At 66.2% G+C, this 22019-nt stretch carries 26 protein-coding genes; 17 read left to right on the top strand and 9 right to left on the bottom strand.

All coding sequences use genetic code 11. The annotated features are described in order from the left end of the window. The first annotated feature begins 5 nt into the window (after window positions 1-5). The 5 genes from J7500_RS12070 (at window position 6) to J7500_RS12050 (ending at window position 2192) form a co-directional block, all read left to right on the top strand. Window positions 6-386 carry a PIN domain-containing protein gene (locus J7500_RS12070; protein WP_294061952.1) on the top strand — a complete coding sequence of 127 codons (381 nt, stop codon included), beginning with the start codon at window positions 6-8 and terminating at the stop codon, window positions 384-386. Next, entirely contained in the window at window positions 383-706 is a 324-nt protein-coding gene (locus J7500_RS12065) for a hypothetical protein (RefSeq protein WP_294061951.1), read from the top strand. Before J7500_RS12070 ends, J7500_RS12065 begins: the two co-directional genes overlap by 4 nt. After that, entirely contained in the window at window positions 703-1434 is a 732-nt protein-coding gene (trmD, locus tag J7500_RS12060; protein ID WP_294061950.1) for a tRNA (guanosine(37)-N1)-methyltransferase TrmD, read from the top strand. Before J7500_RS12065 ends, trmD begins: the two co-directional genes overlap by 4 nt. Before the next feature lie 2 nt (window positions 1435-1436). Next, complete coding sequence (rplS, locus tag J7500_RS12055) at window positions 1437-1826, top strand: 50S ribosomal protein L19 (protein ID WP_294061949.1); 390 nt, start codon at window positions 1437-1439, stop codon at window positions 1824-1826. A 183-nt stretch (window positions 1827-2009) separates the two neighbouring features. Continuing rightward, window positions 2010-2192 carry a hypothetical protein gene (locus J7500_RS12050; protein WP_294061948.1) on the top strand — a complete coding sequence of 61 codons (183 nt, stop codon included), beginning with the start codon at window positions 2010-2012 and terminating at the stop codon, window positions 2190-2192. Window positions 2193-2196: 4 nt separating this feature from the next. Here the strand turns inward: J7500_RS12050 and J7500_RS12045 are convergent, their stop codons facing one another. Continuing rightward, the gene (locus J7500_RS12045) at window positions 2197-2574 is read right to left on the bottom strand and encodes a VOC family protein (protein ID WP_294061947.1); all 378 of its coding nucleotides are present in this window, start codon (window positions 2572-2574) and stop codon (window positions 2197-2199) included. 90 nt (window positions 2575-2664) lie between these two features. Here J7500_RS12045 and soxR point away from each other — a divergent pair, with 90 nt between their 5' ends. After that, on the top strand, window positions 2665-3132 hold the full coding sequence (gene soxR, locus J7500_RS12040) for a redox-sensitive transcriptional activator SoxR (RefSeq protein WP_294062170.1): 468 nt from the start codon (window positions 2665-2667) through the stop codon (window positions 3130-3132). Here soxR and J7500_RS12035 read toward each other — a convergent pair whose 3' ends face one another. Next, window positions 3133-3783 (bottom strand): hypothetical protein, encoded by a 651-nt coding sequence (locus J7500_RS12035; protein ID WP_294061946.1) that lies wholly within the window; start codon window positions 3781-3783, stop codon window positions 3133-3135. A gap of 147 nt (window positions 3784-3930) precedes the next feature. Between J7500_RS12035 and J7500_RS12030 the strand changes: the two genes are divergently transcribed. From J7500_RS12030 to J7500_RS12015, 4 genes are all read left to right on the top strand, one after another. Further along, a complete protein-coding gene (locus J7500_RS12030; protein ID WP_294061945.1) occupies window positions 3931-6117 on the top strand; it encodes a DPP IV N-terminal domain-containing protein in 2187 nt (728 codons plus the stop codon). Window positions 6118-6368: 251 nt separating this feature from the next. Next, window positions 6369-7397 carry an aspartate-semialdehyde dehydrogenase gene (locus tag J7500_RS12025; RefSeq protein ID WP_294061944.1) on the top strand — a complete coding sequence of 343 codons (1029 nt, stop codon included), beginning with the start codon at window positions 6369-6371 and terminating at the stop codon, window positions 7395-7397. 7 nt (window positions 7398-7404) lie between these two features. Further along, window positions 7405-7839 (top strand): GFA family protein, encoded by a 435-nt coding sequence (locus J7500_RS12020; protein WP_294061943.1) that lies wholly within the window; start codon window positions 7405-7407, stop codon window positions 7837-7839. A gap of 78 nt (window positions 7840-7917) precedes the next feature. After that, on the top strand, window positions 7918-9306 hold the full coding sequence (locus tag J7500_RS12015) for a DUF418 domain-containing protein (protein ID WP_294061942.1): 1389 nt from the start codon (window positions 7918-7920) through the stop codon (window positions 9304-9306). Here J7500_RS12015 and J7500_RS12010 read toward each other — a convergent pair. From J7500_RS12010 to J7500_RS12000, 3 genes are read right to left on the bottom strand one after another with little or no spacing between them, the layout of a single operon-like run. After that, window positions 9230-10831, bottom strand: coding sequence for a DHA2 family efflux MFS transporter permease subunit (locus J7500_RS12010; protein ID WP_294061941.1), 1602 nt, complete (start codon window positions 10829-10831; stop codon window positions 9230-9232). The genes J7500_RS12015 and J7500_RS12010 overlap by 77 nt on opposite strands. A gap of 1 nt (window position 10832) precedes the next feature. Beyond that, a complete protein-coding gene (locus J7500_RS12005) occupies window positions 10833-11939 on the bottom strand; it encodes an HlyD family secretion protein (RefSeq protein ID WP_294061940.1) in 1107 nt (368 codons plus the stop codon). Beyond that, on the bottom strand, window positions 11932-12378 hold the full coding sequence (locus J7500_RS12000) for a MarR family transcriptional regulator (protein ID WP_294061939.1): 447 nt from the start codon (window positions 12376-12378) through the stop codon (window positions 11932-11934). The genes J7500_RS12005 and J7500_RS12000 overlap by 8 nt, the downstream gene beginning before the upstream one ends. A gap of 85 nt (window positions 12379-12463) precedes the next feature. Here J7500_RS12000 and J7500_RS11995 point away from each other — a divergent pair, with 85 nt between their 5' ends. Genes J7500_RS11995 through J7500_RS11985 form a run of 3 tightly spaced genes read left to right on the top strand, consistent with a single transcriptional unit; the run spans window position 12464 to window position 15533 of the window. Beyond that, window positions 12464-12907, top strand: coding sequence for a GFA family protein (locus J7500_RS11995; protein ID WP_294061938.1), 444 nt, complete (start codon window positions 12464-12466; stop codon window positions 12905-12907). Then, window positions 12888-13649, top strand: a complete 762-nt coding sequence (locus tag J7500_RS11990; protein ID WP_294061937.1) for an alpha/beta hydrolase — start codon at window positions 12888-12890, stop codon at window positions 13647-13649. The genes J7500_RS11995 and J7500_RS11990 overlap by 20 nt, the downstream gene beginning before the upstream one ends. A 57-nt stretch (window positions 13650-13706) precedes the next feature. Next, the gene (locus J7500_RS11985) at window positions 13707-15533 is read left to right on the top strand and encodes a M2 family metallopeptidase (protein ID WP_294061936.1); all 1827 of its coding nucleotides are present in this window, start codon (window positions 13707-13709) and stop codon (window positions 15531-15533) included. Between the two features lie 25 nt (window positions 15534-15558). Here J7500_RS11985 and J7500_RS11980 read toward each other — a convergent pair whose 3' ends face one another. From J7500_RS11980 to J7500_RS11965, 4 genes are all read right to left on the bottom strand, one after another. Next, on the bottom strand, window positions 15559-15699 hold the full coding sequence (locus tag J7500_RS11980; RefSeq protein ID WP_294061935.1) for a hypothetical protein: 141 nt from the start codon (window positions 15697-15699) through the stop codon (window positions 15559-15561). 45 nt (window positions 15700-15744) lie between these two features. Continuing rightward, window positions 15745-17184, bottom strand: a complete 1440-nt coding sequence (locus J7500_RS11975) for an AMP nucleosidase (RefSeq protein WP_294061934.1) — start codon at window positions 17182-17184, stop codon at window positions 15745-15747. Window positions 17185-17273: 89 nt separating this feature from the next. Beyond that, on the bottom strand, window positions 17274-17534 hold the full coding sequence (locus J7500_RS11970; RefSeq protein ID WP_294061933.1) for a hypothetical protein: 261 nt from the start codon (window positions 17532-17534) through the stop codon (window positions 17274-17276). 72 nt (window positions 17535-17606) lie between these two features. Next, entirely contained in the window at window positions 17607-18089 is a 483-nt protein-coding gene (locus J7500_RS11965; protein WP_294061932.1) for a peroxiredoxin, read from the bottom strand. Window positions 18090-18185: 96 nt separating this feature from the next. Between J7500_RS11965 and J7500_RS11960 the strand changes: the two genes are divergently transcribed. The 4 genes from J7500_RS11960 (at window position 18186) to J7500_RS11945 (ending at window position 22017) form a co-directional block, all read left to right on the top strand. Continuing rightward, window positions 18186-18746, top strand: a complete 561-nt coding sequence (locus J7500_RS11960) for a YqgE/AlgH family protein (protein ID WP_294061931.1) — start codon at window positions 18186-18188, stop codon at window positions 18744-18746. A gap of 79 nt (window positions 18747-18825) precedes the next feature. Continuing rightward, on the top strand, window positions 18826-20034 hold the full coding sequence (locus tag J7500_RS11955) for a glycosyltransferase family 4 protein (RefSeq protein WP_294061930.1): 1209 nt from the start codon (window positions 18826-18828) through the stop codon (window positions 20032-20034). Between the two features lie 43 nt (window positions 20035-20077). After that, window positions 20078-21601, top strand: a complete 1524-nt coding sequence (locus J7500_RS11950) for a hypothetical protein (RefSeq protein WP_294061929.1) — start codon at window positions 20078-20080, stop codon at window positions 21599-21601. Continuing rightward, complete coding sequence (locus J7500_RS11945) at window positions 21598-22017, top strand: DUF1810 domain-containing protein (RefSeq protein ID WP_294061928.1); 420 nt, start codon at window positions 21598-21600, stop codon at window positions 22015-22017. The genes J7500_RS11950 and J7500_RS11945 overlap by 4 nt, the downstream gene beginning before the upstream one ends. Window positions 22018-22019: the final 2 nt, after the last annotated feature.

Here is a 22019-nt window from a genome sequence, read left to right as displayed (position 1 = left end):
TTCCGTTGCGCGCGCGCGCCGCCTATGGCGGACAGGTGATCCGCTACCTGCTCGACGCCAATGTGTGCATCCGCATCGCGCGCAACGCCGAGTGCCGCGTCGCGCATCGCGTGCGGCGGCAGGCGTCGGGCAGCGTCGCCATTTCGGCAGTCGCGCTGGCCGAGATCGCGCGGCTCGAATCGCTCGACGCGCTGATCGAAAGCATCGGCGTCGTCCCGTTCGACACGGCAGCGGCGCGCGCCTTCCCGGCGGCGGCGCGGGCGCGTGGAAAGTTCGACCGGCTGATCGCCGCGCACGCACTGGCGCTCGGCGCGACCCTGGTCACCAGCAACACCCGCGACTTCCGGGACGTGCCCGGGCTTCGCATCGAGGATTGGACGTTATGAGCGCGATCGAGTGGCTCGAGGTTCTCGCGCTGGGCGTCGTACCGGCGGTGCTGGCAAGCCTGGGTCTCCACTGGTGGCGACCGGGCTGGTCGCGCACCCGCAAGACGTTGATCGCCGCAGCGATCGTGCCAGGAGCGATAGTCGCTTTATGCGCTTTCGTCTTCTTCAACGCCGCGATGAGCTCGGCTGAGTCATGCGGGGTTGATGCGTGCGGCATGGCAATAGGGGCGGCGATGTATGTCGCCTTCGCGGCGGGAATCGCATTTCTGCTGGGTTGGGCTTGCGCTTACGGCCTGCTCCGGCTGATGGACCGCCGATGACTTTCTCTGCCACCGTCCTGACGCTCTACCCGGAGATGTTCCCCGGCCCGCTGGGCGCCTCGCTCGCCGGCCGCGCGCTTCGCGAAGGGCTGTGGAGCCTCGACACCGTCCAGATCCGCGATTTCGCCACCGATAAGCATCGCTCCGTCGACGATACGCCCGCGGGCGGCGGGGCGGGGATGGTGATGCGCGCCGACGTGCTCGCCTCGGCGCTCGACAGCGTGCCGGCGGGGCGACCGGTGCTCGCGATGACGCCGCGCGGGCGCCCGCTGGCGCAGGCCCGCGTCCGCGAGCTTGCCGGAGGGCCGGGAGTCACGATCCTGTGCGGCCGGTTCGAGGGGATGGACGAGCGGCTGTTCGAGGCGCGCGACATCGAGCAGGTGTCGATCGGCGACTATATCCTCTCGGGCGGCGAAATGGCGGCCCTGGTGGTGCTCGACGCTTGCATTCGCCTCGTTCCCGGAGTAATGGGCGCGCCTTCCAGCGGCATGGACGAGAGCTTCGAAACGGGGCTGCTCGAATATCCGCAATATACCCGACCTGTCGAATGGGAAGGGCGCACGATCCCCGAAGTGCTGCGATCGGGGGATCATGCGAAGATCGAGGCCTGGCGACGCCAGCGAGCCGAGATCGACACACGGTCACGGAGGCCGGACCTTTGGGAGCGCCATGAGGGCGCTCGGGTCCAGTCTCCCTCTGGCGCGCGGCGACGTAAACAGGACGATTGAAAATGAACCTGATCCAGACGCTCGAAGCCGAGCAGATCGCCAAGTTCAACGAGGCGGAGAAGATTCCGACGTTCCGCCCGGGCGACACGCTCAAGGTCGGCGTGAAGGTCGTCGAAGGCGAGCGCACCCGCGTCCAGAACTATGAGGGCGTGTGCATCGCGCGCTCGAACAAGGGCATGGGCTCGTCGTTCACTGTCCGCAAGATCTCGTTCGGCGAGGGCGTCGAGCGCGTCTTCCCGCTCTATTCGCCGAACATCGAGTCGATCGAAGTGGTCCGCAAGGGCGTCGTGCGTCGCGCGAAGCTCTATTATCTGCGCGGCCGCACCGGCAAGTCGGCCCGCATTGCCGAGCGCCGCGACGTGCGCCCGACCGAGGTCGCTGCTGCCGAGTAAGCCTCTGGCTTTTCGAGACAAAAAGGGGCGCGGTGGCCAGGCTGCCGCGCCCTTTTTCTATGCAATGTGGAATGCGCGAACGCGCGCGGACCCGCCGCCGGCGAAAAGATTCACGGGCGCGATGCTCCAGCCTCCGTATCTGCACCTATAATGGTGAATAAGATGCTAACGAAAGGCGCGCCCATGCTCGAAGCGACGATTTCCCGGCCCCGGACCCTCAGCCGCCGCGCCGCAGCCAGGATGCTGCGCGACGAGCTGAAGCATTTCGAGCGCTGCCCGATGTGCGGCCAGGTGATCGACCGGCGCGACATCCACGCCGTGATGCACCACCTGCCTGTCGGTCATCAGCCGACGCCGCGGCACTGAGGCGTCAGGCGTAGCTGACGATCTCGAACTCGGTTCCGTCATAGTCGAGGAAGTAGAAGCGCCGGCCCGGATCATAATCGGCGTGGGCGAAGGGCACGAGCCCCGCCGCCACCACCCGCCGCTCGATCTCGTCGAGATCGTCGACGAGGATCCCGACATGGTTGAGCGGACGGCCCTTCGCGAACGTATCGGCCTCAGGGGCCTCCGGGGGCGTATAGACCGCCAGATAGGTGCGCTCGTCGCCGATGTGGATCACGCGACCGTTGTCCCGGGCAGGTCCTTCCCAGCGGACGTGCCAGCCAAACAGGCGATGGAGCAACTGCGCCATCCGCTCGGGATCGCTGACGGTCAGGTTGACGTGCTCGATATAGGGCTGCGGCATGGGTTTCCTTTCGCATTTGGATGCCATGCCGCGAGCAGCTACAACCTCAACCAAGGTTGAGGTCAAGCGCGATTTTGAGGAGGTGCGATGCTGCGCGGGAACGAGCTGCTGACGATCGGCGAGCTGGCGGCGCGCACCGGGCTGTCGGTCTCGGCGGTGCGCTTCTACGAGCGCAAGGGGCTCGTCCATCCGATCCGCACCAGCGGCAATCAGCGGCGCTTCCTCCGCTCCGACATTCGCCGCATCTCCTTCGCGCTGATCGCCCAGCAGCTCGGCTTCACGCTGCCGCAGCTCGCCGAGGAACTGGCGAAGCTGCCCGAGGGGAGGGCGCCCACCGCCGCCGACTGGCAGCGGATCAGCGCGAATTTCCGCAAAGTGATCGAGCAACGCGTCGCGCAGCTCCAGCGCACGCTCGACGATCTCAACGGCTGCATCGGCTGCGGCTGCCTCAGCCTTAAGAAATGCGCGCTCTACAACCCCGACGACCGCGCCGGGCTCAACGGCGTCGGTCCGCGCTTCATCCTCGTCTCGCGCAAGGTCGCGCTCGGACTCGATTGATCAGCGGAACGAGAAGTTGGCGGGGCGGATGGTGTCGTGGTTGCCGTCGAACGCCTTGTCGGCGAACCGCCCGCCGCGCTCGACCCAGTGGAGGAAGAGGTGCGCCGACCAGCCATTGGGGTTGGGGGTGATGCGGCCGTGGCGGCGGTGGACGCCCTGGTAGAGCACTGCATCGCCGGGATTCATCGCAATCGAGGCGAAGGGGGCGTCGCCGAAATCCTCCTGCGTCGAGGCATTGGGCTCGGTCGGCTCGCGTGCGACTTCGAGCGGCCAGGGCACGCCGTCGCTATAGTCGAGCGTCAGCGAGACGCTGTGCTCGCACGACAGCCGGTCGCTGTGGACCAGGCAGACGTCGCCTTCGCGGTAGATGCGGAAATAGCTGTAGCTCGGCATCAGGTCGCGCCCGGCAAGGCTCGCGATCGTCGGCGTCAGTCCCCAGAGCAGCGTCAGCATCGGCGGGAAGTGATAGCCGTACATCTCGACTGCCTCACGGCGGAGCAGGTGGTTGGCACGGGCCAGCTTGGACAGCGGGGTGCCGCTCTGCTGGACCGCGGCCTGGAACTGGTTGAGGAAGGCGTTGCACACTTCGGGGGCGAGCAGGCCGCGGATCACGGCATACCCGTCGGTTTCGTAATTGCCGCTGGTCTGCATCCGCCCTGCATAGGCAGGCGATCCGCGCCGAACAAGCTGGCCCTTTACCCGCGCCTTTCGCGCCGCGATAACGCACCCCCAAGGAGATAGATGGGTATGCGCAAATGGTTGGTTGGGCTTGCTTTAATTTCGTCAGTGATGCCGGTCATGGCCGTTGACGCCGTGGCGCAGCCGCAGGATCTGACGCTGGAGCGGGTCTTCGCCAGCCCGGATCTCAACGGTCTTCAGCCGCGCAAGATGACGCTCTCGCCCGACGGCAAATGGCTGACCCTGCTGCGCAACCGGCCCGAGGAGAAGGAGCGCTTCGACCTGTGGGCGATGGACACCGCCACGGGGCAGTGGCGCGTGCTGGTCGATTCGAAGAAGGTCGGCAGCGGCGCCGAGCTCTCGGAGGCCGAGAAGATGCAGCGCGAGCGAGCGCGCATCGGCGGGACCAAGGGCATCGTCGCCTATGACTGGTCGCCTGACAGCAAGTCGATCCTGGTGCCGCTCGAGGGCGATCTCTACCTCGCGACGCTCGACGGCAGCGTGCGCAAGCTTCCGGCGGGCGCCGGCGCCAAGCTCAACGCGAGCGTGAGCCCGGGCGGGCGCTTCGCCAGCTACGTGCTCGACCAGAATCTGGTGGTGATGGAGCTGGGCTCGGGCAAGGGCGAGCGCGTCACGCAGGACGGCGCCGACACGGTGCACTGGGGCGAGGCCGAGTTCGTCGCACAGGAGGAAATGGACCGCTTCAACGGCTATTGGTGGTCGCCCGATGACCGACGCATCGCCGTCGAGCGCTTCGACGAGGCGCAGGTCGGCGTGGTCACCCGGGCGGCGATCGGGGCCGAGGGGACCAACATCTACCAGCAGCGCTATCCCAAGGCGGGGACTCCCAACGCGCTGGTCGAGCTCTATCTGATGGATCCCAACGGTGCGAACCGCGTCAAGGTGGACCTGGGCAGCGAGATCGACGTCTATCTCGCCCGCGTCGACTGGTCGCGGGATGGCAAGACGCTCTACGTCCAGCGCCAGAACCGCGACCAGACCGTGCTCGATGTGCTCAAGGTCGATCCGGCCACCGGCAAGTCGGCGGTGCTGTTCAGCGAGAAGTCAGGGCCCAAGAGCTGGGTCAACCTCTCCAACGCGCTCACCCCGCTGGCGGACGGCAGCCTGATCTGGTGGTCCGAGCGCGACGGCCACGGCCATCTCTATCGCTTCAAAGCGGGCAAATGGACGCAGCTCACCAAGGGCGACTGGGAAGTCACGCCTGACGTGGTCGGCGTGGACGAAGCCGCGGGCCGCATCTTCTTCCTCGGCAACAAGGACGGCGTGCTCGAGCGGCACCTCTATTCGACGAGCATCGCCAATCCGGGCACGGTGACGCGCCTCACCGAGGCCGGGTGGTGGAACATGGCGACGATGGACGATGCCGCGCACCGGATCATCGTCACGCGCTCGAACGTGAACCAGCCCGCGCAGGCCTATCTGGCCGATGCAAAGGGCAAGCGGATCGCCTGGGTGAACGAGAATGCCGTCACCGCGGCCGATCACCCCTATCATCCGTACCTCGCCAGCCACCGCGAGCGCAGCTTCGGCACGCTCACCACCAAGGACGGGGCGGTGCTCCACTGGGAAATGGTCACGCCCAAGCTGGAGCCCGGCAAGCGCTATCCGGTGTTCTTCCAGCATTATGGCGGCCCGCACAGCCAGACGGTGAGCCGCGCCTGGGGCGGGGCGCTCCAGCAATATCTGGTCGACCGCGGCTATATCTGGTTCCAGATCGACAATCGCGGCTCGCCCAACCGCGGTAAGGCGTTCGAGGACGCGATCTGGCACGCGATGGGCTCGATCGAAGTGCAGGACCAGGTCGAGGGTGCGAACTTCCTCAAGACGCTCGACTTCGTCGATCCGAAGCGGATCGTCACCTATGGCTGGTCCTATGGCGGCTATATGACGCTGAAGATGCTCGAGGCGGCGCCGGGGACCTTCGCCGCTGGAGTTGCCGGCGCGCCGGTGACCAAGTGGGAGCTGTACGACACCCATTACACCGAGCGCTACATGGGCGATCCGAACAAGGTGCCCGATGCCTACAGGACCTCGGACACCATTTCCGACGCAGCGAAGATTTCCGATCCGCTGCTGATCCTGCACGGCATGGCCGACGACAATGTCGTTCTCGAGAACACCACGGCGATGGCGGCGACGCTGCAGCAGCAGAAGGTGCCGTTCGAGATGATGCTGTACCCGGGTCATACCCACCGCGTCGGTGGGCCGGGGATCAGCGAGCATCTGTGGGGGACGATCCTGGACTTCCTCGATCGGCGCGCCGGCGGCGAGGCCGGGCAACGCTGAGCTAGGGTAAGGCGAGCCCGCTTTCGCAATTTTTCGCGAAACGGGCTCGCCACGCAGCTTTTGTTCTGTTAACGGCCGCCCATGCTTCGAAAACCGCGCACCACTACGCGAATTACGACCCGCGCCTGACCAGGGCGCGTGAAGCAACGCTTTGCTTCGAAGCAACAGGAATGCGCTGGCATTCCGCAACATCCACCACCAAATGCACTCTTCGTCGCCGTGCGCGCGACGATCCTGATGGAAGGACGGAAATGGGCTACCGTGTCGTCGTCGCAGGCGCCACCGGCAATGTCGGGCGCGAAATGCTGAACATCCTCGCCGAGCGCGAATTCCCGATCGACGATCTCGCGGTCGTTGCCTCGTCGCGCTCGACCGGTGACATGGTCGACTTCGGCGAGACCGGCAAACAGTACAAGATCCAGAACATCGAGCACTTCGATCCCACCGGTTGGGACATCGCGCTGTTCGCGATCGGATCGGACGCGACCAAGGTCTATGCCCCCAAGTTCGCCGCGGCGGGCTGCACGGTGATCGACAACAGCTCGCTCTACCGCATGGACCCGGACGTGCCGCTGATCGTGCCCGAAGTGAACCCCGAGGCGATCGACGGATACACGGCCAAGAATATCATCGCGAACCCGAACTGCTCGACCGCGCAGATGGTGGTGGCGCTGAAGCCGCTGCACGACGCCGCGAAGATCAAGCGTGTGGTCGTGGCGACCTACCAGTCGGTCTCGGGCGCCGGCAAGGCGGGCATGGACGAGCTGTTCGAGCAGAGCCGCAACATCTTCGTCGGCGACCAGGCCGATCGGGTGAAGTTCACCAAGCAGATCGCGTTCAACGTGATCCCCCACATCGACAGCTTCCTCGAGGACGGCTCGACCAAGGAAGAGTGGAAGATGGTGGTCGAGACCAAGAAGATCCTCGATACCAAGATCAAGGTGACCGCCACCTGCGTGCGCGTGCCGGTGTTCGTCGGCCATTCGGAAGCGATCAACATCGAGTTCGAGGACGAGATCTCGGCCGAGCAGGCGCAGAAGATTCTGCGCGAGGCGCCGGGCGTGATGCTCGTCGACAAGCGCGAGGACGGCGGATACGTCACCCCGGTCGAGTGTGTGGGCGAATACGCCACCTATGTCAGCCGCGTGCGCGAGGATTCGACCGTCGACAACGGCCTGTCGCTCTGGTGCGTCTCGGACAACCTGCGCAAGGGCGCGGCGCTCAACGCCGTGCAGATCGCCGAGCTGCTCGGCCGGCGTCACCTGAAGAAGGCGGCGTAAGCACGTGATGGCGGGCGGCTGCCGCTGCGGCGCCGTCCGCTACACGGTCTCGGTGGAGGAGACTCCGCCGATTTATTGCTGCCACTGCCTGATCTGCCAGACCGGATCGGGAAGCGCGTTCGCGATGCAGGCAATGGTCGCGGAGGAAGCGCTGCAGGCGAGCGGCCCGATCGAGGCCTATCGCCTGACAGCGCTCTCTGGCGCAGAGGCCGCGCACATGGTGTGCGGCACCTGCCACACGCGGCTGTGGAACGTGAACAGCGCGCGGCCGGGACTGGCAATCCTCCGCGCGGGAACACTCGACGCGAGCGACACGCTGGTGCCGCGCGCGCATATCTGGACGAGGCGCAAGCAGCCCTGGATCGTCATCGCCGACGATGTGCCGCAATATCCGGAAAATGCTCCCGTGGCGGAACTCGCCGCGCTGCTGTTTCCGCGCTGACCGCCGCGCGCGCCTTTACCGGGCGTTGACTGATCGCCGTTAAGCTGGCCTCCTCTTCCGGAGGGTGGCTGCGTTAAAATGGTCGGGTCGAGCAATGCCGCACTGGCGCCGGTGGCCGGCCGCGCGCGCATCGACGTGCTCGACGTGCTTCGCGGCATCGCGATCCTCGGCATCTTCTACATCAACGTCCCCTATATGGCGGCGAGCGTCGCCAGCTTCTCGGCGGACATCAGGCTGATCGGTTGGACCCCGGCGGACCGCGGGGCCTGGGTGCTGGTCAACCTCTTCCTGGCGGGCACGCAGCGCGGCCTGCTCCAATTCCTTTTCGGCGCCGGCATGATGGTGATGGCGCGCAAGGCGATGGAGCCCGACGGCCCCGTAGCGGTCGCCGATCTCTATTACCGCCGCAACTTCTGGTTGCTCGCCTTCGGGCTGTTCGACGTGTTCGTGCTGCTGTGGCCGGGCGACATCCTCCACATCTACGCGCTCGCCGCGCTGTTCCTCTTCCCCTTCCGAAGGTTGAGTCCGCGGGTGCTCGTGACGCTGGGGCTCGGCTGGGCGGTGCTCACCGGGATCGGCATCCCCGAGCATGGTGCACGCGAATATGCCGAGCGCACCGTGCTCGCGCGCCAAGTGGCGGCTGCCGAGGCGAGCGTTCATGCAGGCGCCACGCTCTCGCCCGAGGAGGCCAAGACGCTGGCCGAATGGCGCAAGCACCAGATCCATGCTCCGGACGCTGCGCTGCTCGCGCGCGAGCATACCGCGCATCAGGGCGGCTGGCGTCCCTATGCCGCACTGGCGTGGAGCAGCTGGAACCGAGTTACCGACGAGTGGCTGTTCTGGAACGTGCTCGAGGCCTTCTGCACGATGCTGATCGGTGTCGCGCTGTGGAAATGGGGCGTGATCCAGGGGCTGCGGACTGCTCGCTTCTATTGGTGGCTGCTGGCTGCGGGCTATGGCTTCGGTCTCACCGCGCGCGTGATCGGCGTTGCGGAGACGCTGAGCTTTGCACCCGGCCCGCGCAGCCTGTGGATCACCGGCGAGTTCGCGCGGCTCGCGATCGCGCTCGGCCATCTCGCACTGGTCAATCTCGCGGTCAGGAGCCGGCTGGGCAATGCGATCCTCGCGCCGTTCAAGTCGGCGGGGCGCATGGCCTTCTCGCTCTATTTCCTGCAGCAGTTCGTCGGCATGTACCTGGTCTTCGCCCCTTGGGGGCTCAACCTGTGGGGGCGGTTCGGCTGGGGCGCGATGGCCGCGGTCTCGACGCTGGGCGTCGTCCTGCAGCTGGTTCTTGCCAATCTGTGGCTCCGTCGCTTCGCCAGCGGCCCGCTCGAATGGGCGTGGCGGAGCCTCGCTTATGCGAAGCTCCAGCCATTCCTGCGGCCCGGGATCAGTGCCCCGCTGCTGCCGGATCGTTCTCCATCCGCGTCCGGGGCTTTTGCAGCAGCAGCACAAGCGGAACGCTGATCGCCGTCACGATCGCCATCAGCCAATAGTCGTTGATATAGGCGATCATCGCCGCCTGGCGGTTCACTTCGGCGTCGATCATTCCCGTCACCGCCGCGCCTTGCACACCGAGCGCCTGCGCCACGGCGCCGAGCCCGTTCATCGTCGACGTAGTGACGTGCTCGCCAAGATACTGATGGCTGCGCTGAATGTTCTGAGCGAGAATCGCACTGACCGCCGAGATGCCCACCGATGCGCCGATGTTGCGCGTGAGGTTGAGCAGGCTCGACCCCTCGGTGCGATAGTGCGGCGGCAGCCCGGCGAAGGCGAGGCCGTTGAGCGGCATGAACACCAGGCCCAGACCGAGGCCCTGGACGAAGCCCGAGATGATGAAGGGCGTACTACCCATCACCATCGTCCAGCCGGACATTTCCCACAGCGACACCGCCGCGATGGTGAGGCCGACGCCCACCGACCAGCGCGGATCGAGCCAGCCGCGCTGGATCAGCTGCGCGCCGACGAACATCGTCAGCACCACGCCGAAGCCGCGCGGCATCAGCAGCATGCCGGTCTGGAACACCGAATAGCCGTAGAGATTCTGCAGCATCGGCGGGAGCAGCGCCATCGTCGCCATCATCACCAGGCCGATCACCAGCATGAAGAAGATGCCGGTCACCAGGTTGCGGTGGCGCCACAGCTCGCGCTCGAACATCGGGTTCTTGCCGGTGAAGAGGTGGACGACGAACATCCACAGCGCGATCACCGCGACCAGCATCTCGATCCAGATCTCGATCGAGGAGAACCAGTCCTGGTCCTGGCCGCGATCGAGCATGAGCTGGAGCGCGGCAATGCCGATGGCGAGCAGCGAGAAGCCGAACACGTCGAACTGGCGCTTGCGGATCGGGCGGCTGGGCAGCAGCCACCAGAGGATTGCGAAGCAGATCACGCCCACCGGCAGGTTCACGTAGAACACCCAGCGCCAGTCGAAATTGTCGGTAAGATAGCCGCCGATCAGCGGGCCCATGATCGGGCCGACCATGATGCCCATGCCCCAGATCGACATCGCCTTGCCCTGGTCCTCGGGCTTGTTGATGTCGAGCATCACCGTCTGGCTAAGCGGATTGAGGAAGGCGGCCGAGATGCCCTGAAGGATGCGGAACAGCACCATTTCCTCGAGCGTCTGCGCGGCGCCGCACAGCGCCGAAGCGACGATGAAGCCGACGGTCGCGATCAGGAAGAGCCGACGCGAGCCGATCCGGTCCGAGAGCCAGCCGGTGATCGGGATCGCGATCGCCGAGGCGACGATATAGCTCGTCAGCACCCAGTTGATCGTATCGCGCGTGGCGCCCAGCGACGCCTGCATATGAGGGATCGCGACATTGGCGATCGTGGTGTCGAGGATCTGCATGATCGTCGCCATCATGACGCCGAGCGTGAGCAGGCCCTTGTACTTTACCGGGAGCGCGGCGCCCGTTTGGGGGCGGGGAGGCGAAGGGGGCGACGCCTCACCCGCCCGGCTGGCGCGGCCGGGGGCAGCCGTCGCCATATCAGTTGCAGCTTCCCTGGAACTTCACTTCGACGTCGGCCGAGAGGCCGGCGATCATCTCGCGCGGGCTCTTCTGGTCGATCGCGATGCGCACCGGGACGCGCTGGGTAACCTTCACCCAGTTGCCGTTGGCGTTCTGCGCCGGGAGCATCGAGAACTCCGACCCGGTGCCGGCGCCGATCGATTCGACATGACCCTTGAGCTTCATGTCGGGATAGGCGTCGAAGCTGACGATCGCGCACTGGCCGACGCGCATCTTGTCGAGATCGGTCTCCTTGAAGTTCGCGTCGATCCAGGCCGGCTTGTCCGAGACGATCGTCACGGCGGCAAGGCCGGTGATCATCTGCTGGCCGACCTGCAGGCTCTTGGTCTGGCTGACGATGCCGCTTACCGGCGCGCGCACTTCGGTGCGCTGCAGGTCGAGCAGGGCCTTGTTCAGCTGGACGCGCGCGGCGGCGATCGCGGGATTCTCGCCGGGCACCGCGGCACCGGTGGCGAGCTTGGCGCGTGCCTCGGCGGCATCGGCTTGGGCGTTCTGCAGTTGCGCACGTGCCTGCTCCAGCGCGTGCTCGGCGGCCTGATAGTTGGCTCGCGTGGTGAAGCCGCGCTTCATCAGCGCCGCCTGGCGCGCGAAATCTTCGTTCGCCTGGGCGATGCGGTCACGTGCGGCCTGAATGTCGGCGCCCGTACCCTGGAAGCTCACCTTATCGGTGTTGAGCTGCACCTGCGCGGCGGCGATCGCGGCCTGCGCCTGCGAAACGGCGATGCGATAGGGCTCGGGGTCGATGCGGAAGAGCAGGTCGCCCGCCTTGACCCTCTGGTTCTCCTTGACGCCCACTTCGACAATGCGCCCGGCGACATCGGTCGAGACCGAGGTCTTGTCCTGCTGGACATAGGCGTTGTCGGTCGACACGCTCTTGCCGCCGGTGAGATAGAAATAGCCGGCAACCGCGACGATGAGCAGCGGTACGCCGAACATCAGCAGCGGTCGCAGCAGGCTGCGCTTGGGCTTGGCCGGCACCTCCGGCGCCTCGGGCGTGGGGGCGGCTTCGGGCTGGACCGTGATCTGGTCCTCCGCCTTCTGAATCTTCGGATCTGCGTCAGCCATGTGCGGCCTCTTTCCCCTCTGGAACGCTGGTAAGGTTCGACCGGATCGTCTGAAGCGATTCGATCAACTGCTCGCGCTGCTCAGGGTTCAGCCCCTGGAGCGCGTCTTCGATCATTTCGCCGGCCAGCTTGTGCAGGTCGGCGAGCACCGGGCTTGCGGTGTCGGTCAGATGGATGCGCCACGCCCGGCGGTCGGCGGGATCGCGGCGGCGCTCGACCAGCCCCGATTCCTCCAGCCGGTCGATCATGCGGCAGCACGAGATCGGCTCGACCTCGAGCAACTCAGCGATCTGGCCCTGATTTAGGCCCGGCTGACGCTGGAGGATCTTGAGCACGCGCCACTGCGCCACGCTCGCGCCGCTCTTGCGGGCGCGTTCGTCGAAGCGACGGCGCATCAGGCGCGATACATCGCTAAGGAGGAAGCCCAGACTCTCGGTCATTTGCGCGCACATAATAAGTAGGCTTATTGATTGCAATCTGGGACTGAGTTGCATTGTGCGTCGCGGCAGTTGCAGGAGAAGCAAGATGAGCGAGGAAGTGACGGGTGGGTGCCAATGCGGGCGGATCCGCTATCGTGCCACCATCGAGGATGACGATGCCTATCTCTGCCATTGCCGGATGTGCCAGCGCGCGACCGGCGGAGTCTCGATCGCCTTCAAGAACCTGCCCAAGGAGGCGGTTCACTGGGAGCGCGAGCCCGACCGTTATGCCTCGTCTCCCATCGCGCAGCGTGGGTTCTGTGCGCACTGCGGCACGCCGCTCACCTATGAGGCGCACGATCATGACCGCATGGACCTGACGGTCGGCAGCTTCGACGATCCCTGGCGTTTTCGCCCCACCGAGCATTCGGGTTGCGAGAGCTGGCACCGCGACTGGCTTGACACGAGCCATCTGCCCGCCTCACGGACCGACGAGAACCCGAGCATGGTTCGCCGCTGGATGGATAAAGTTGGCAGACTTCCCGACTGAGACGCACCGCTTCCAAAGCTTCGACGGCGTCGAGCTGGCATGGACCGAGATGGGGGAGGGCAGGCCCGTGGTGCTAATCCACGGCTATTTCTCCACCGCCCAGGTCAACTGGATCAAATATGGCCATGCCGCCAAGCTCGCCGCGCGCGGCTTCCGCGTGATCATGCCGGACCTGCGCGCGCATGGCGAAAGCGGCAAGCCGCACGATCCCGCGGCCTATCCGCCCGACGTGCTGATGCGCGACGGCATGGCGCTGATCGAGCATCTGGGGCTCAGCGACTATGACCTGGGCGGCTATTCGCTCGGTGCGCGCACTACGGTCCGGATGCTCGCCAACGGCGCGAGCCCGCGCCGTGTGGTCCTTTCCGGCATGGGGCTGCAGGGCCTGCTCCATACCGACGGACGTGGGCAATATTTCCGCCGGGTGCTGACCAATCTGGGCAGCTTCGAACGCGGCAGCTCCGAATGGCTGACCGAGGCCTTCCTCAAGACCACCAAGGGTGATCCCGAGGCGCTGCTGCTGATCCTCCAGACCTTCGTCGACACGCCCCAGGCGGCAGTGGCGGCGATCGTCCAGCCCACCGAAGTGATCTCCGGCGTTGACGATTACGACAACGGCTCCGCACAGCAAGTCGCCGACCTTCTGCCGCACGGCCATTTCGTCGAGGTGCCGGGCAATCACATGAGCGCGGTGACGCGGCCGGAGCTGGGGGATGCGATCGCGGCCTTCCTCGCCGCTTGACGCACCAAGAACCCCGCGCGACTGTCGCGCATCCAAAAGTTCAGGGGTTCCTACACCATGATCCGCACCGGCATTTCGATGCTCGCGCTCGTCTCGTTCCTCGCGGCACCCGCGATCTCGCAGACTGCGCCGACGGCCAGCGCCACGCCCACCGCCGCAGAGGCGCAGGCGTTCCTCGATCGCGCGCAGAAGGAAGTCACCGAGTTCAACCTGATCAGCCAGCGCGTGGCTTGGGTGAACGCGACCTTCATCACCGACGACACCGACGCGCTCGCCTCCGAATATGGCGCGCGCGGCACCGAGATGGCGGTGCGCTATGCCAGCGAAGCCGCGCGCTTCCAGAAGGCGCCGGGGCTGAGCGCCGAGCAGCGCCGCCAGCTCGACATGCTGCGCACCGCGATCACGCTGCCCGCTCCGACCACGCCGGGCGCCGCGACGACGCTCGCGGAGCTCTCTACGCGGATCGGCTCGATGTACGGCAAGGGCAAGGGCACGCGCGGTGGCCAGCCGATCAGCGGCAGCGACATCGAGGCCGCCATGGGCGAGAGCCGCAACCCTGACGAGCTCAAGGAAATGTGGGTGAGCTGGCACGACCAGGTCGGCGCGCCGATGCGTGGCGACTATGCCAAGATCGTCGGTCTCGCCAACCAGGGCGCTACCGAGCTGGGGTTTGCCGACACCGGAACGATGTGGCGTTCCGCGTACGACATGCCGCCCGAGGAGTTCGCCAAGCTCACCGACCGGCTGTGGAACGAAGTGAAGCCGCTCTATGTCGCGCTCCACACCTATGTCCGCCGTAAGCTGAACGAGAAATACGGCGATGCCGTCCAGCCGAAGACCGGTCCGATCCGCGCCGACCTGCTCGGCAACATGTGGGCGCAGGAATGGGGCAACATCTATGACGTCGTCGCGCCGCCGGGCGCGGGCGACCTCGGCTACGACATCGGCGAGCTGCTCAAGGCCAAGGACTATGACCATCTCAAGATGGTGAAGGCCGGCGAGAATTTCTATTCATCGCTCGGCTTCGCGGCGCTGCCCGATACCTTCTGGACGCGCTCGCAGTTCCTCAAGCCGCGCGACCGCGAAGTCCAGTGCCATGCCTCGGCCTGGAACGTCGACGAGAAGGACGATCTGCGCATCAAGATGTGCATCAAGGTGAACAGCGACGACTTCGTCACGATCCACCACGAGCTCGGCCACAATTATTACCAGCGCGCCTACAAGGATCTGCCGCAGCTCTATCGCAACGGCGCCAACGACGGCTTCCACGAGGCGATCGGCGACTTCGTCGCGCTTTCGATCACGCCGGAATATCTCGTCCAGATCGGCCTGCTCGATCGTGCGCAGGTGCCGAGCGCCGACAAGGACACCGGGCTGCTGCTGCGGCAGGCAATGGACAAGGTGGCGTTCCTGCCCTTCGGCCTGCTGGTCGACAAATGGCGCTGGGGCGTGTTCGACGGATCGATCCCGACCGGCGGCTATCAGGCGGGCTGGGACAAGCTGCGGCTGCAATATCAGGGCGTGGTCGCGCCGGTGGCGCGCGACGAGAGCAAGTTCGATCCCGGCGCGAAATACCATATTCCCAACAACGTGCCCTACGCGCGCTACTTCCTCGCGCGGCTGCTCCAGTTCCAGTTCTACAAGGCGGCGTGCGAGCAGGCCGGCTGGAAGGGGCCGCTCCACCGTTGCTCCTTCTACGGCAACAAGGAAGTGGGTGCGCGGCTCAACAAGATGCTCGAGATGGGCGCCTCCAAGCCCTGGCCCGACGCGCTGCAGGCCTTCACCGGGACCCGCGAGATCTCGGGCAAGGCGATGGTCGAATATTTCGCGCCGCTGAAGAAGTGGCTCGACCAGCAGAACAAAGGCCAGCCGCAGGGCTGGTGAAGGGCGCCTCCCGAAGTGGCTGCGGCTACTCCGGGATCTGGTCCGGGATCATGTTCTCGTCGGCGATGTTCGCGTCGAGCTGGGCCGAGGAATCGGTGCCGTCGGGCTGGTGCGCGTGGGCGCCTTCCTCGGTTTCCAGCTCTGGCTGCTTTTCCGGATCGGTCATGCGGGGTCTCCTTCAAGGCGCCAACGCATGACCGTCCGTGGTGGCTCAGCGGAAAGGCGGCTCGTTGAACGCGCGCAGTTTCCGCGAGTGGAGCTTGGCGCCTTCGCGGCGGAGCTCCTCGACCGTCTCGATGCCGATCTTGAGGTGCTCGGCGATCGCTCGCTCGTAGAAGCGGTTGGCCTGGCCGGGCAGCTTCAATTCGCCGTGGAGCGGCTTGTCCGAGACGCAGAGGAGGGTGCCGTAGGGGACGCGAAAGCGATAGCCTTGCGCGGCGAGCGTGGCGGACTCCATGTCGATGCCGACGGCTCGGCTGAGCGAGAAGCGGAGTGCGGATTTGGAGTAGCGCAGCTCCCAATTGCGGTCATCGGTGGTGACGATCGTGCCGGTGCGCAGCCGCTGCTTGAGCTCCTCGCCCGACTGGCCCGAGACCGTCTCGGCCGCCCGGGCGAGCGCGAGTTGGACCTCGGCGATCGCCGGGATGGGGATCTCGGGCGGCAGCACGTCGTCCATGATGTGGTCGTCGCGCAGATAGGCATGGGCGAGGACATAATCGCCGATGCGCTGGCTGGGGCGCAGCCCGCCGCAATGGCCGATCATCAGCCAGGCTTCGGGGCGGAGCACCGCGAGGTGATCGGTGATCGTCTTGGCGTTCGACGGGCCCACGCCGATGTTGACCAGCGTGATGCCCGTGCCGTCCTCGGCCATCAAATGATAGGCGGGCATCTGGTGCCGGCGCCAGGCGCTGTCGGTCACCAGCCGGTCCATCTCGGCCGGATCCTCGATCACGATGCCGCCCGCGCCCGACACGCCGGTGTAGCGGCTGCCCGGCCCGAGCTGGCTGCATGCCCAGCGGACGAACTCGTCGACGTAGCGGTGATAGTTGGTGAAGAGGATGTACTGCTGGACGTGCTCGGTCGGCGTGCCGGTATAGTGGCGCAGCCTGGCGAGCGAGAAGTCGGTGCGCAGCCCGTCGAACAGCGCGAGCGGGCGCGTGCCGTCGTGCGACAGCCACAGACCGTCGGCGATCTCGTCGCCGATGTGCGCGAGCTCGGTCGCGGGGAAGTGGCGGGCGAGGTCGAGCACCGACACCTGGTCGAGGCTCAGCGCATGGCCGGGATCGAGGACATAGGCGAAGGGGATTTCCTGCCGTCCCTCTCGCGCTTCGACCTCGACGTCGTAATCCTCGACGAGGAAGGTCAGCTGCTCGGTGAGATAGTCGGCGAACATCGCCGGCTTGGTGACGCTGATGCGATATTCGCCGGGTTCGACCAGCCGGCCGAACGAGCGGCGCGGCGTTCTGGCGCGGCCGGTGCCGCCGGCATAGCGTACGACGATTTCGGGATAGGCGAAGGAGCCGTCGGTACGGCTCTTCGGGTCCGGCGGCGTGCCGTCGGTGAGATAGCGGGTGAGCGCGGCCTGGAGGCGGTCGACCGAGGCGCGATAGAGGCGATCCAGCTCGGCGACGATGTCGGATGCTTGCGTCATCCTCCGCCGCTAAGCCCGGCGACCGCGGCTGGCAAGATGCCTCGCGGGAAAAGCCCCTCCCGCCGGCGAACCGGGGAAGGGGCGCGAGGTTATTTCTTGCTGCTGCTCTTGCTGCTGCTGCTGCCGGAGTCGTTGCCGCGCAGCTGCGTCGCGGCATAGACCGCGCCGCCGACTGCGGCCGCGGCGCCCGCCGCGATCGCCGCCGCGGCCACCGGATGCTCCTTGGCCGCGCCGACGGTCGCATTGAATGCGCCGCCGAGCGTCTCCTGGGCAGACGCAATGAACGGCCGGCCCGCTTCCTGGTTCTGGTTGGGGCTTCCGCCCTGACTGGTGCTGTTGTTGTTGGCCATCACGGTTCCTCTCGAAAACTCCGGGCGATTCAACTCCATCGCGCCGCCGCAGGTTCCGTTACGGCTCCGGCGTTACAGCCGGTCGAGCAGATAATCGGCCGAGCTGACTTCGAACTGGCCGGGCGCCTCGACGTGGAGCTGCTCGACGACGCCGTCGTTCACAACCATCGAATAGCGCTTGCCGCGCGTGCCCAGGCCGAAGCCGCTGCCGTCCATCTCGAGGCCTGCCGCCTTGGCGAAGGCGCCATTGCCGTCGGCGAGCATCGTGACCTTGCCGTCGACGTTCGAGGCCTTGCCCCACGCCGACATCACGAACGCGTCGTTGACGGCGGTGCAGGCGATCTCGTCGATGCCCTTGGCCTTCAGTTCGTCGGCCTTCTCGACGAAGCCCGGCAGGTGCTTGGCCGAGCAGGTGGGAGTGAAGGCGCCGGGGACCGAGAAGAGCGCGACCTTGCGGCCGGCGAAGAAGCTTTCGGTATCCACTTGCTCGGGACCGTTCTCGGTCACCTTGACGAGCTGCGCCTGCGGAATGCGATCGCCAACCTGGATGGTCATGTTTCTCTCCCGATATGAGTCCCGCCTCCAATCGGCGCGGACGATGACATTTTCAAGCGTGGCGGAGCCGAAATGCCGTCGGTATGTTGTCCGGGCATGGATTCGGCGCAGTATCTCACCGGTCAGTTTCTTCTGGCGATGCCGGGCATCGGCGACCCGCGCTTCGAGCGCGCGGTGATCGCGATGTGCGCGCACGACGACGCCGGCGCGCTCGGCATCGGGCTGGGCGAGACGATCGAGGGGCTGAGCTTCCACGACCTGCTGCGCCAGTTCGAGATCGAGACCGAGGACGCGCCCGACGCGCCGGTGCATTTCGGCGGACCGGTCGAGCCGCGGCGCGGCTTCGTACTCCACTCGACCGACTGGAGCGGACAGGACACGATCAGCGTCGGCGGGCGCTGGTCGCTCTCGGGCACGATCGACGTGCTGCGCGCGATCTCCGAGGGCAAGGGGCCGAGCCGCTGGCTGGTCGCGCTGGGCTATGCCGGCTGGGGCGAGGGGCAGCTCGACGAGGAGCTGCGCCATCATGGCTGGTTCAGCACCGAAGGCGACACGCGGCTGCTCTACGACGTCGCGGCGCAGGAGCGCTGGGCCAAGGGCTTCACCACCGCGGGGATCGACCCGCGGCTGCTGGCGAACAGCACCGGCACCGCCTGACCGGGAGGGTGTAGCGAAGGGACATCGTCGACCTGGTTCGGCATTGGTGGGGTGACTTCTATCATGGTAATCGAAGAACATGACCGCCGCTCCTATCGATTATCCTGTGAGCATTCAGGACGAGAAGAGCCATAAGTTCGGCTTCAAGTCGCTCGCGCTAATTTCGGTCGATGCATTCTGCTTTCTCAACTATCGCGCCGAGTTCATCCGGTCGCTAGTGAGTGAAGGGGTGCGCGTTTATGCAATCGGACGCTTCGACGACGTGGGGCATGCCCGAGTTGCCGAACTAGGCGCGGAGCCGATCCATCTGGATATTCAATCCACCGGAATGAGCCCAATCGAGGACTTGCGTTACGTCGTTCGTCTGAAGAGCACCCTCGAGCAATTGCGACCTGACGCTACCTTTGCTTTCTTCACCAAGCCGCTCGTCCTGGGCAGCATCGCCGCGCGTGCCGCCGGCATTCCCCGGCGATTCGCCATGGTCAGTGGCGCTGGCTATGCCTTCACTGCCGACGGACCGCGCCAGCGTATTGCACGATGGGCTTTGACGTCGGGTACCCGGTTTGGTTTGCGCCATTGCCATCGGGTGATCTTCGAGAATGACGATGATCTGGTCGCCTTCGTCGCGCGGGGATCGGTGCGCGCCGGCCGGGCTTCGCGTGTCAGCGGATCGGGCGTGAGCTTGGAGCGCTTCGAGCCGGCCCCTTTCCCCGAAAGCCCGCTGTTCCTGATGCTTGCCCGTCCTCTGGTCGAAAAGGGAGTCCGCGAGTTCGTCATCGCTGCACGCGCCGTCCGGAGGGCGCATCCGGGGACGCGCTTCGTGTTGCTTGGCGGAACGACTGGAAACCCAGGTTGCTTGTCCGCAGACGCGCTGGCAGATGTCGCGCCCGTCGAGTGGCCGGGCCATGTGGACGATGTTCGTCCCTGGATCGCGGCCGCCACTACCGTGGTCCTCCCGTCCTATCGCGAGGGTCTTCCTCGCTGCCTTCTGGAAGCCATGGCGATGGCCCGTCCAGTCATCGCCTCGGACATAGCAGGATGCCGAGACGCGGTTTCGGACGGCGAAACGGGAATCCTAGTTCCTGCGCGCGATCCGCGCGCGCTGGCAGCGGCGATGTGCTGGCAGCTCGAAAATCCCGAACGAGCGAAGCGAATGGGTTTGGCCGGTTTGGCTCGTGTCCGCGACCGCTTTGACGTTCATTCTGTCAACGCCGCGATCTTTCGAGCCATAACGGCGGAGGAACCGCGCAAAGCGCAGCCCCTCGCTCAATATTTCGGCCGGCGTTAGGCTGCGGTGTGCCGGACTTCGGTTCAGGACGCGGAGAGGCCAAATGAAGCAGCGGATCGCGATCTGTGCACTGGTGCTGGCGCTGGCGGGAACACCGGCGGCGGCGCAGACCGTCGGCAGTTTCGCCAACCATGCCGACATCGGGGCGACCGCGACGGCCGGCACCGCGGTTCACGATGCCGGCCGCTACCGGGTCACTGCGAGCGGGGCCAACATCTGGGGGAGTGAGGACGCCTTCCACTATGTCTGGACGCAGCGTTCGGGCGACCTGCACATAGCGGCCGACATCGCGTGGGAAGGGCAGGGAGTCGATCCGCACCGCAAGGCGGGGCTGATGATCCGGCAGAACCGCACGCCGGGTTCGCCCTATACCGATGTGATGGTGCACGGTGACGGGACAGTGGCGCTCCAGTACCGGACCGAGCAGGACGGACCCACCCACCAGATCGTCTCCGCGGTCGCGCATCCGCGCCGGGTGCAGCTCGAACGCGAAGGGGATTTCGTCTATTTCTCCGTGGCGGGCGCGGACGGGAAGCTGCGCCACGCCGGCGGGAGCTATCGGATCGCGTTCCAGGCGCCGTATCTCGTCGGGCTTGCGGTATCAGCGCACAACAACACAGTGACCGAGACCGCGGTCTTCTCCAATGTCGAGATGGCGGTGCCGCGCCTCGCTTACGTGCCCGACACCGGCTACGCGGCCAAGGTCGAGAGCACATTGGAAGTGATGGACGTGGGCGGAATCCAGAGCCGCCGCGTTGTCCGCCATTTCGACGGCAAGATCGAGGCGCCCAACTGGACGCGCGACGGCAAGGCGTTGGTCTACAACGCCGATGGCCGGATCTGGCGGATCCCGGTGGAGAGCGGCGAGCCCACAGCGATCGATACCGGCAGGCATGTGAAGAACAACAACGATCACGGCCTTTCACCCGACGGCACCCAGCTGATCATCTCGGACCAATCCGAGCCGGACAATCTCTCGCGCATCTTCGTGCTGCCGCTCGCCGGGTCGAAGGCGCCGCGCGAAGTAGTGAGCGACCCGCAGGCGCGCTCCTATTGGCACGGCTGGTCGCCCGACGGCAGGACGATCGCCTATGTCCGTGTCGGCACCCGGGACGACAGCTACGACATCTGGGCGAAGGACCTGGCGGGCGGGCCGGCGCGGCCCTTGATCGTGGCGCCGGGATCGGACGACGGGCCCGAATATTCGCCCGACGGGAAGTATCTCTATTTCAACTCCACGCGATCGGGCGCGATGCAGATCTGGCGGACGAACGCCGACGGCACCAACCCGGTGCAGCTCACGCACGATCCCGATCGGCGCGACTGGTTTCCGCACCTTTCGCCCGACGGCAAGTCGATCGTGTTCATCTCCTTCGGGCTCGACGTGGCGGCGACCGACCATCCGCCCAACCGCGAGGACGTGGTGCTCAAGATCATGCCGGCCGACGGCAGCGCGCCGCCCAGGGTGTTGACGCGGCTGTTCGGCGGGCAGGGGACGATCAACGTGCCGAGCTGGTCGCCCGACGGGACGCAGATCGCGTTCGTCAGCTATCGACTGGTGCGGTGAACGCGGCGCTCGAGCGGTTCGTCGGGGCGCAGGCGCCCGTCTATGCCACGGTGCTCGCCGAGCTGTGCGCCGGGCGCAAGCGGACGCACTGGATGTGGTTCGTCTTTCCGCAGCTTGCCGGGCTAGGCCGCAGCGAGACGGCGCGCTTCTATGCGATCGGCTCGATCGAGGAGGCGAGGGACTATCTGGCGCATCCGCTGCTCGGGCCGAGGCTGCTGGAATGCACCGCCGCGGCGCTTTCGAGCGGCAGGGCGGCGGAGGCGCTGTTCGGCTATCCCGACGACCTCAAGTTCCGATCGTGCATGACGCTGTTCGAGCGTGCGGCCGCGGATGCGCACCCGTTCGCGGAGGCATTGGCCCGGCTTTGCGACGGGGAGCGTGACGCCGTCACGCTCCGCCTTCTCGAAGCCGGCTGAGG

Source organism: Sphingomonas sp. (genome assembly GCF_017744835.1).
Classification (GTDB): Bacteria; Pseudomonadota; Alphaproteobacteria; order Sphingomonadales; family Sphingomonadaceae; genus Sphingomonas.
This window is presented reverse-complemented; position numbering and strand designations above follow the sequence as displayed.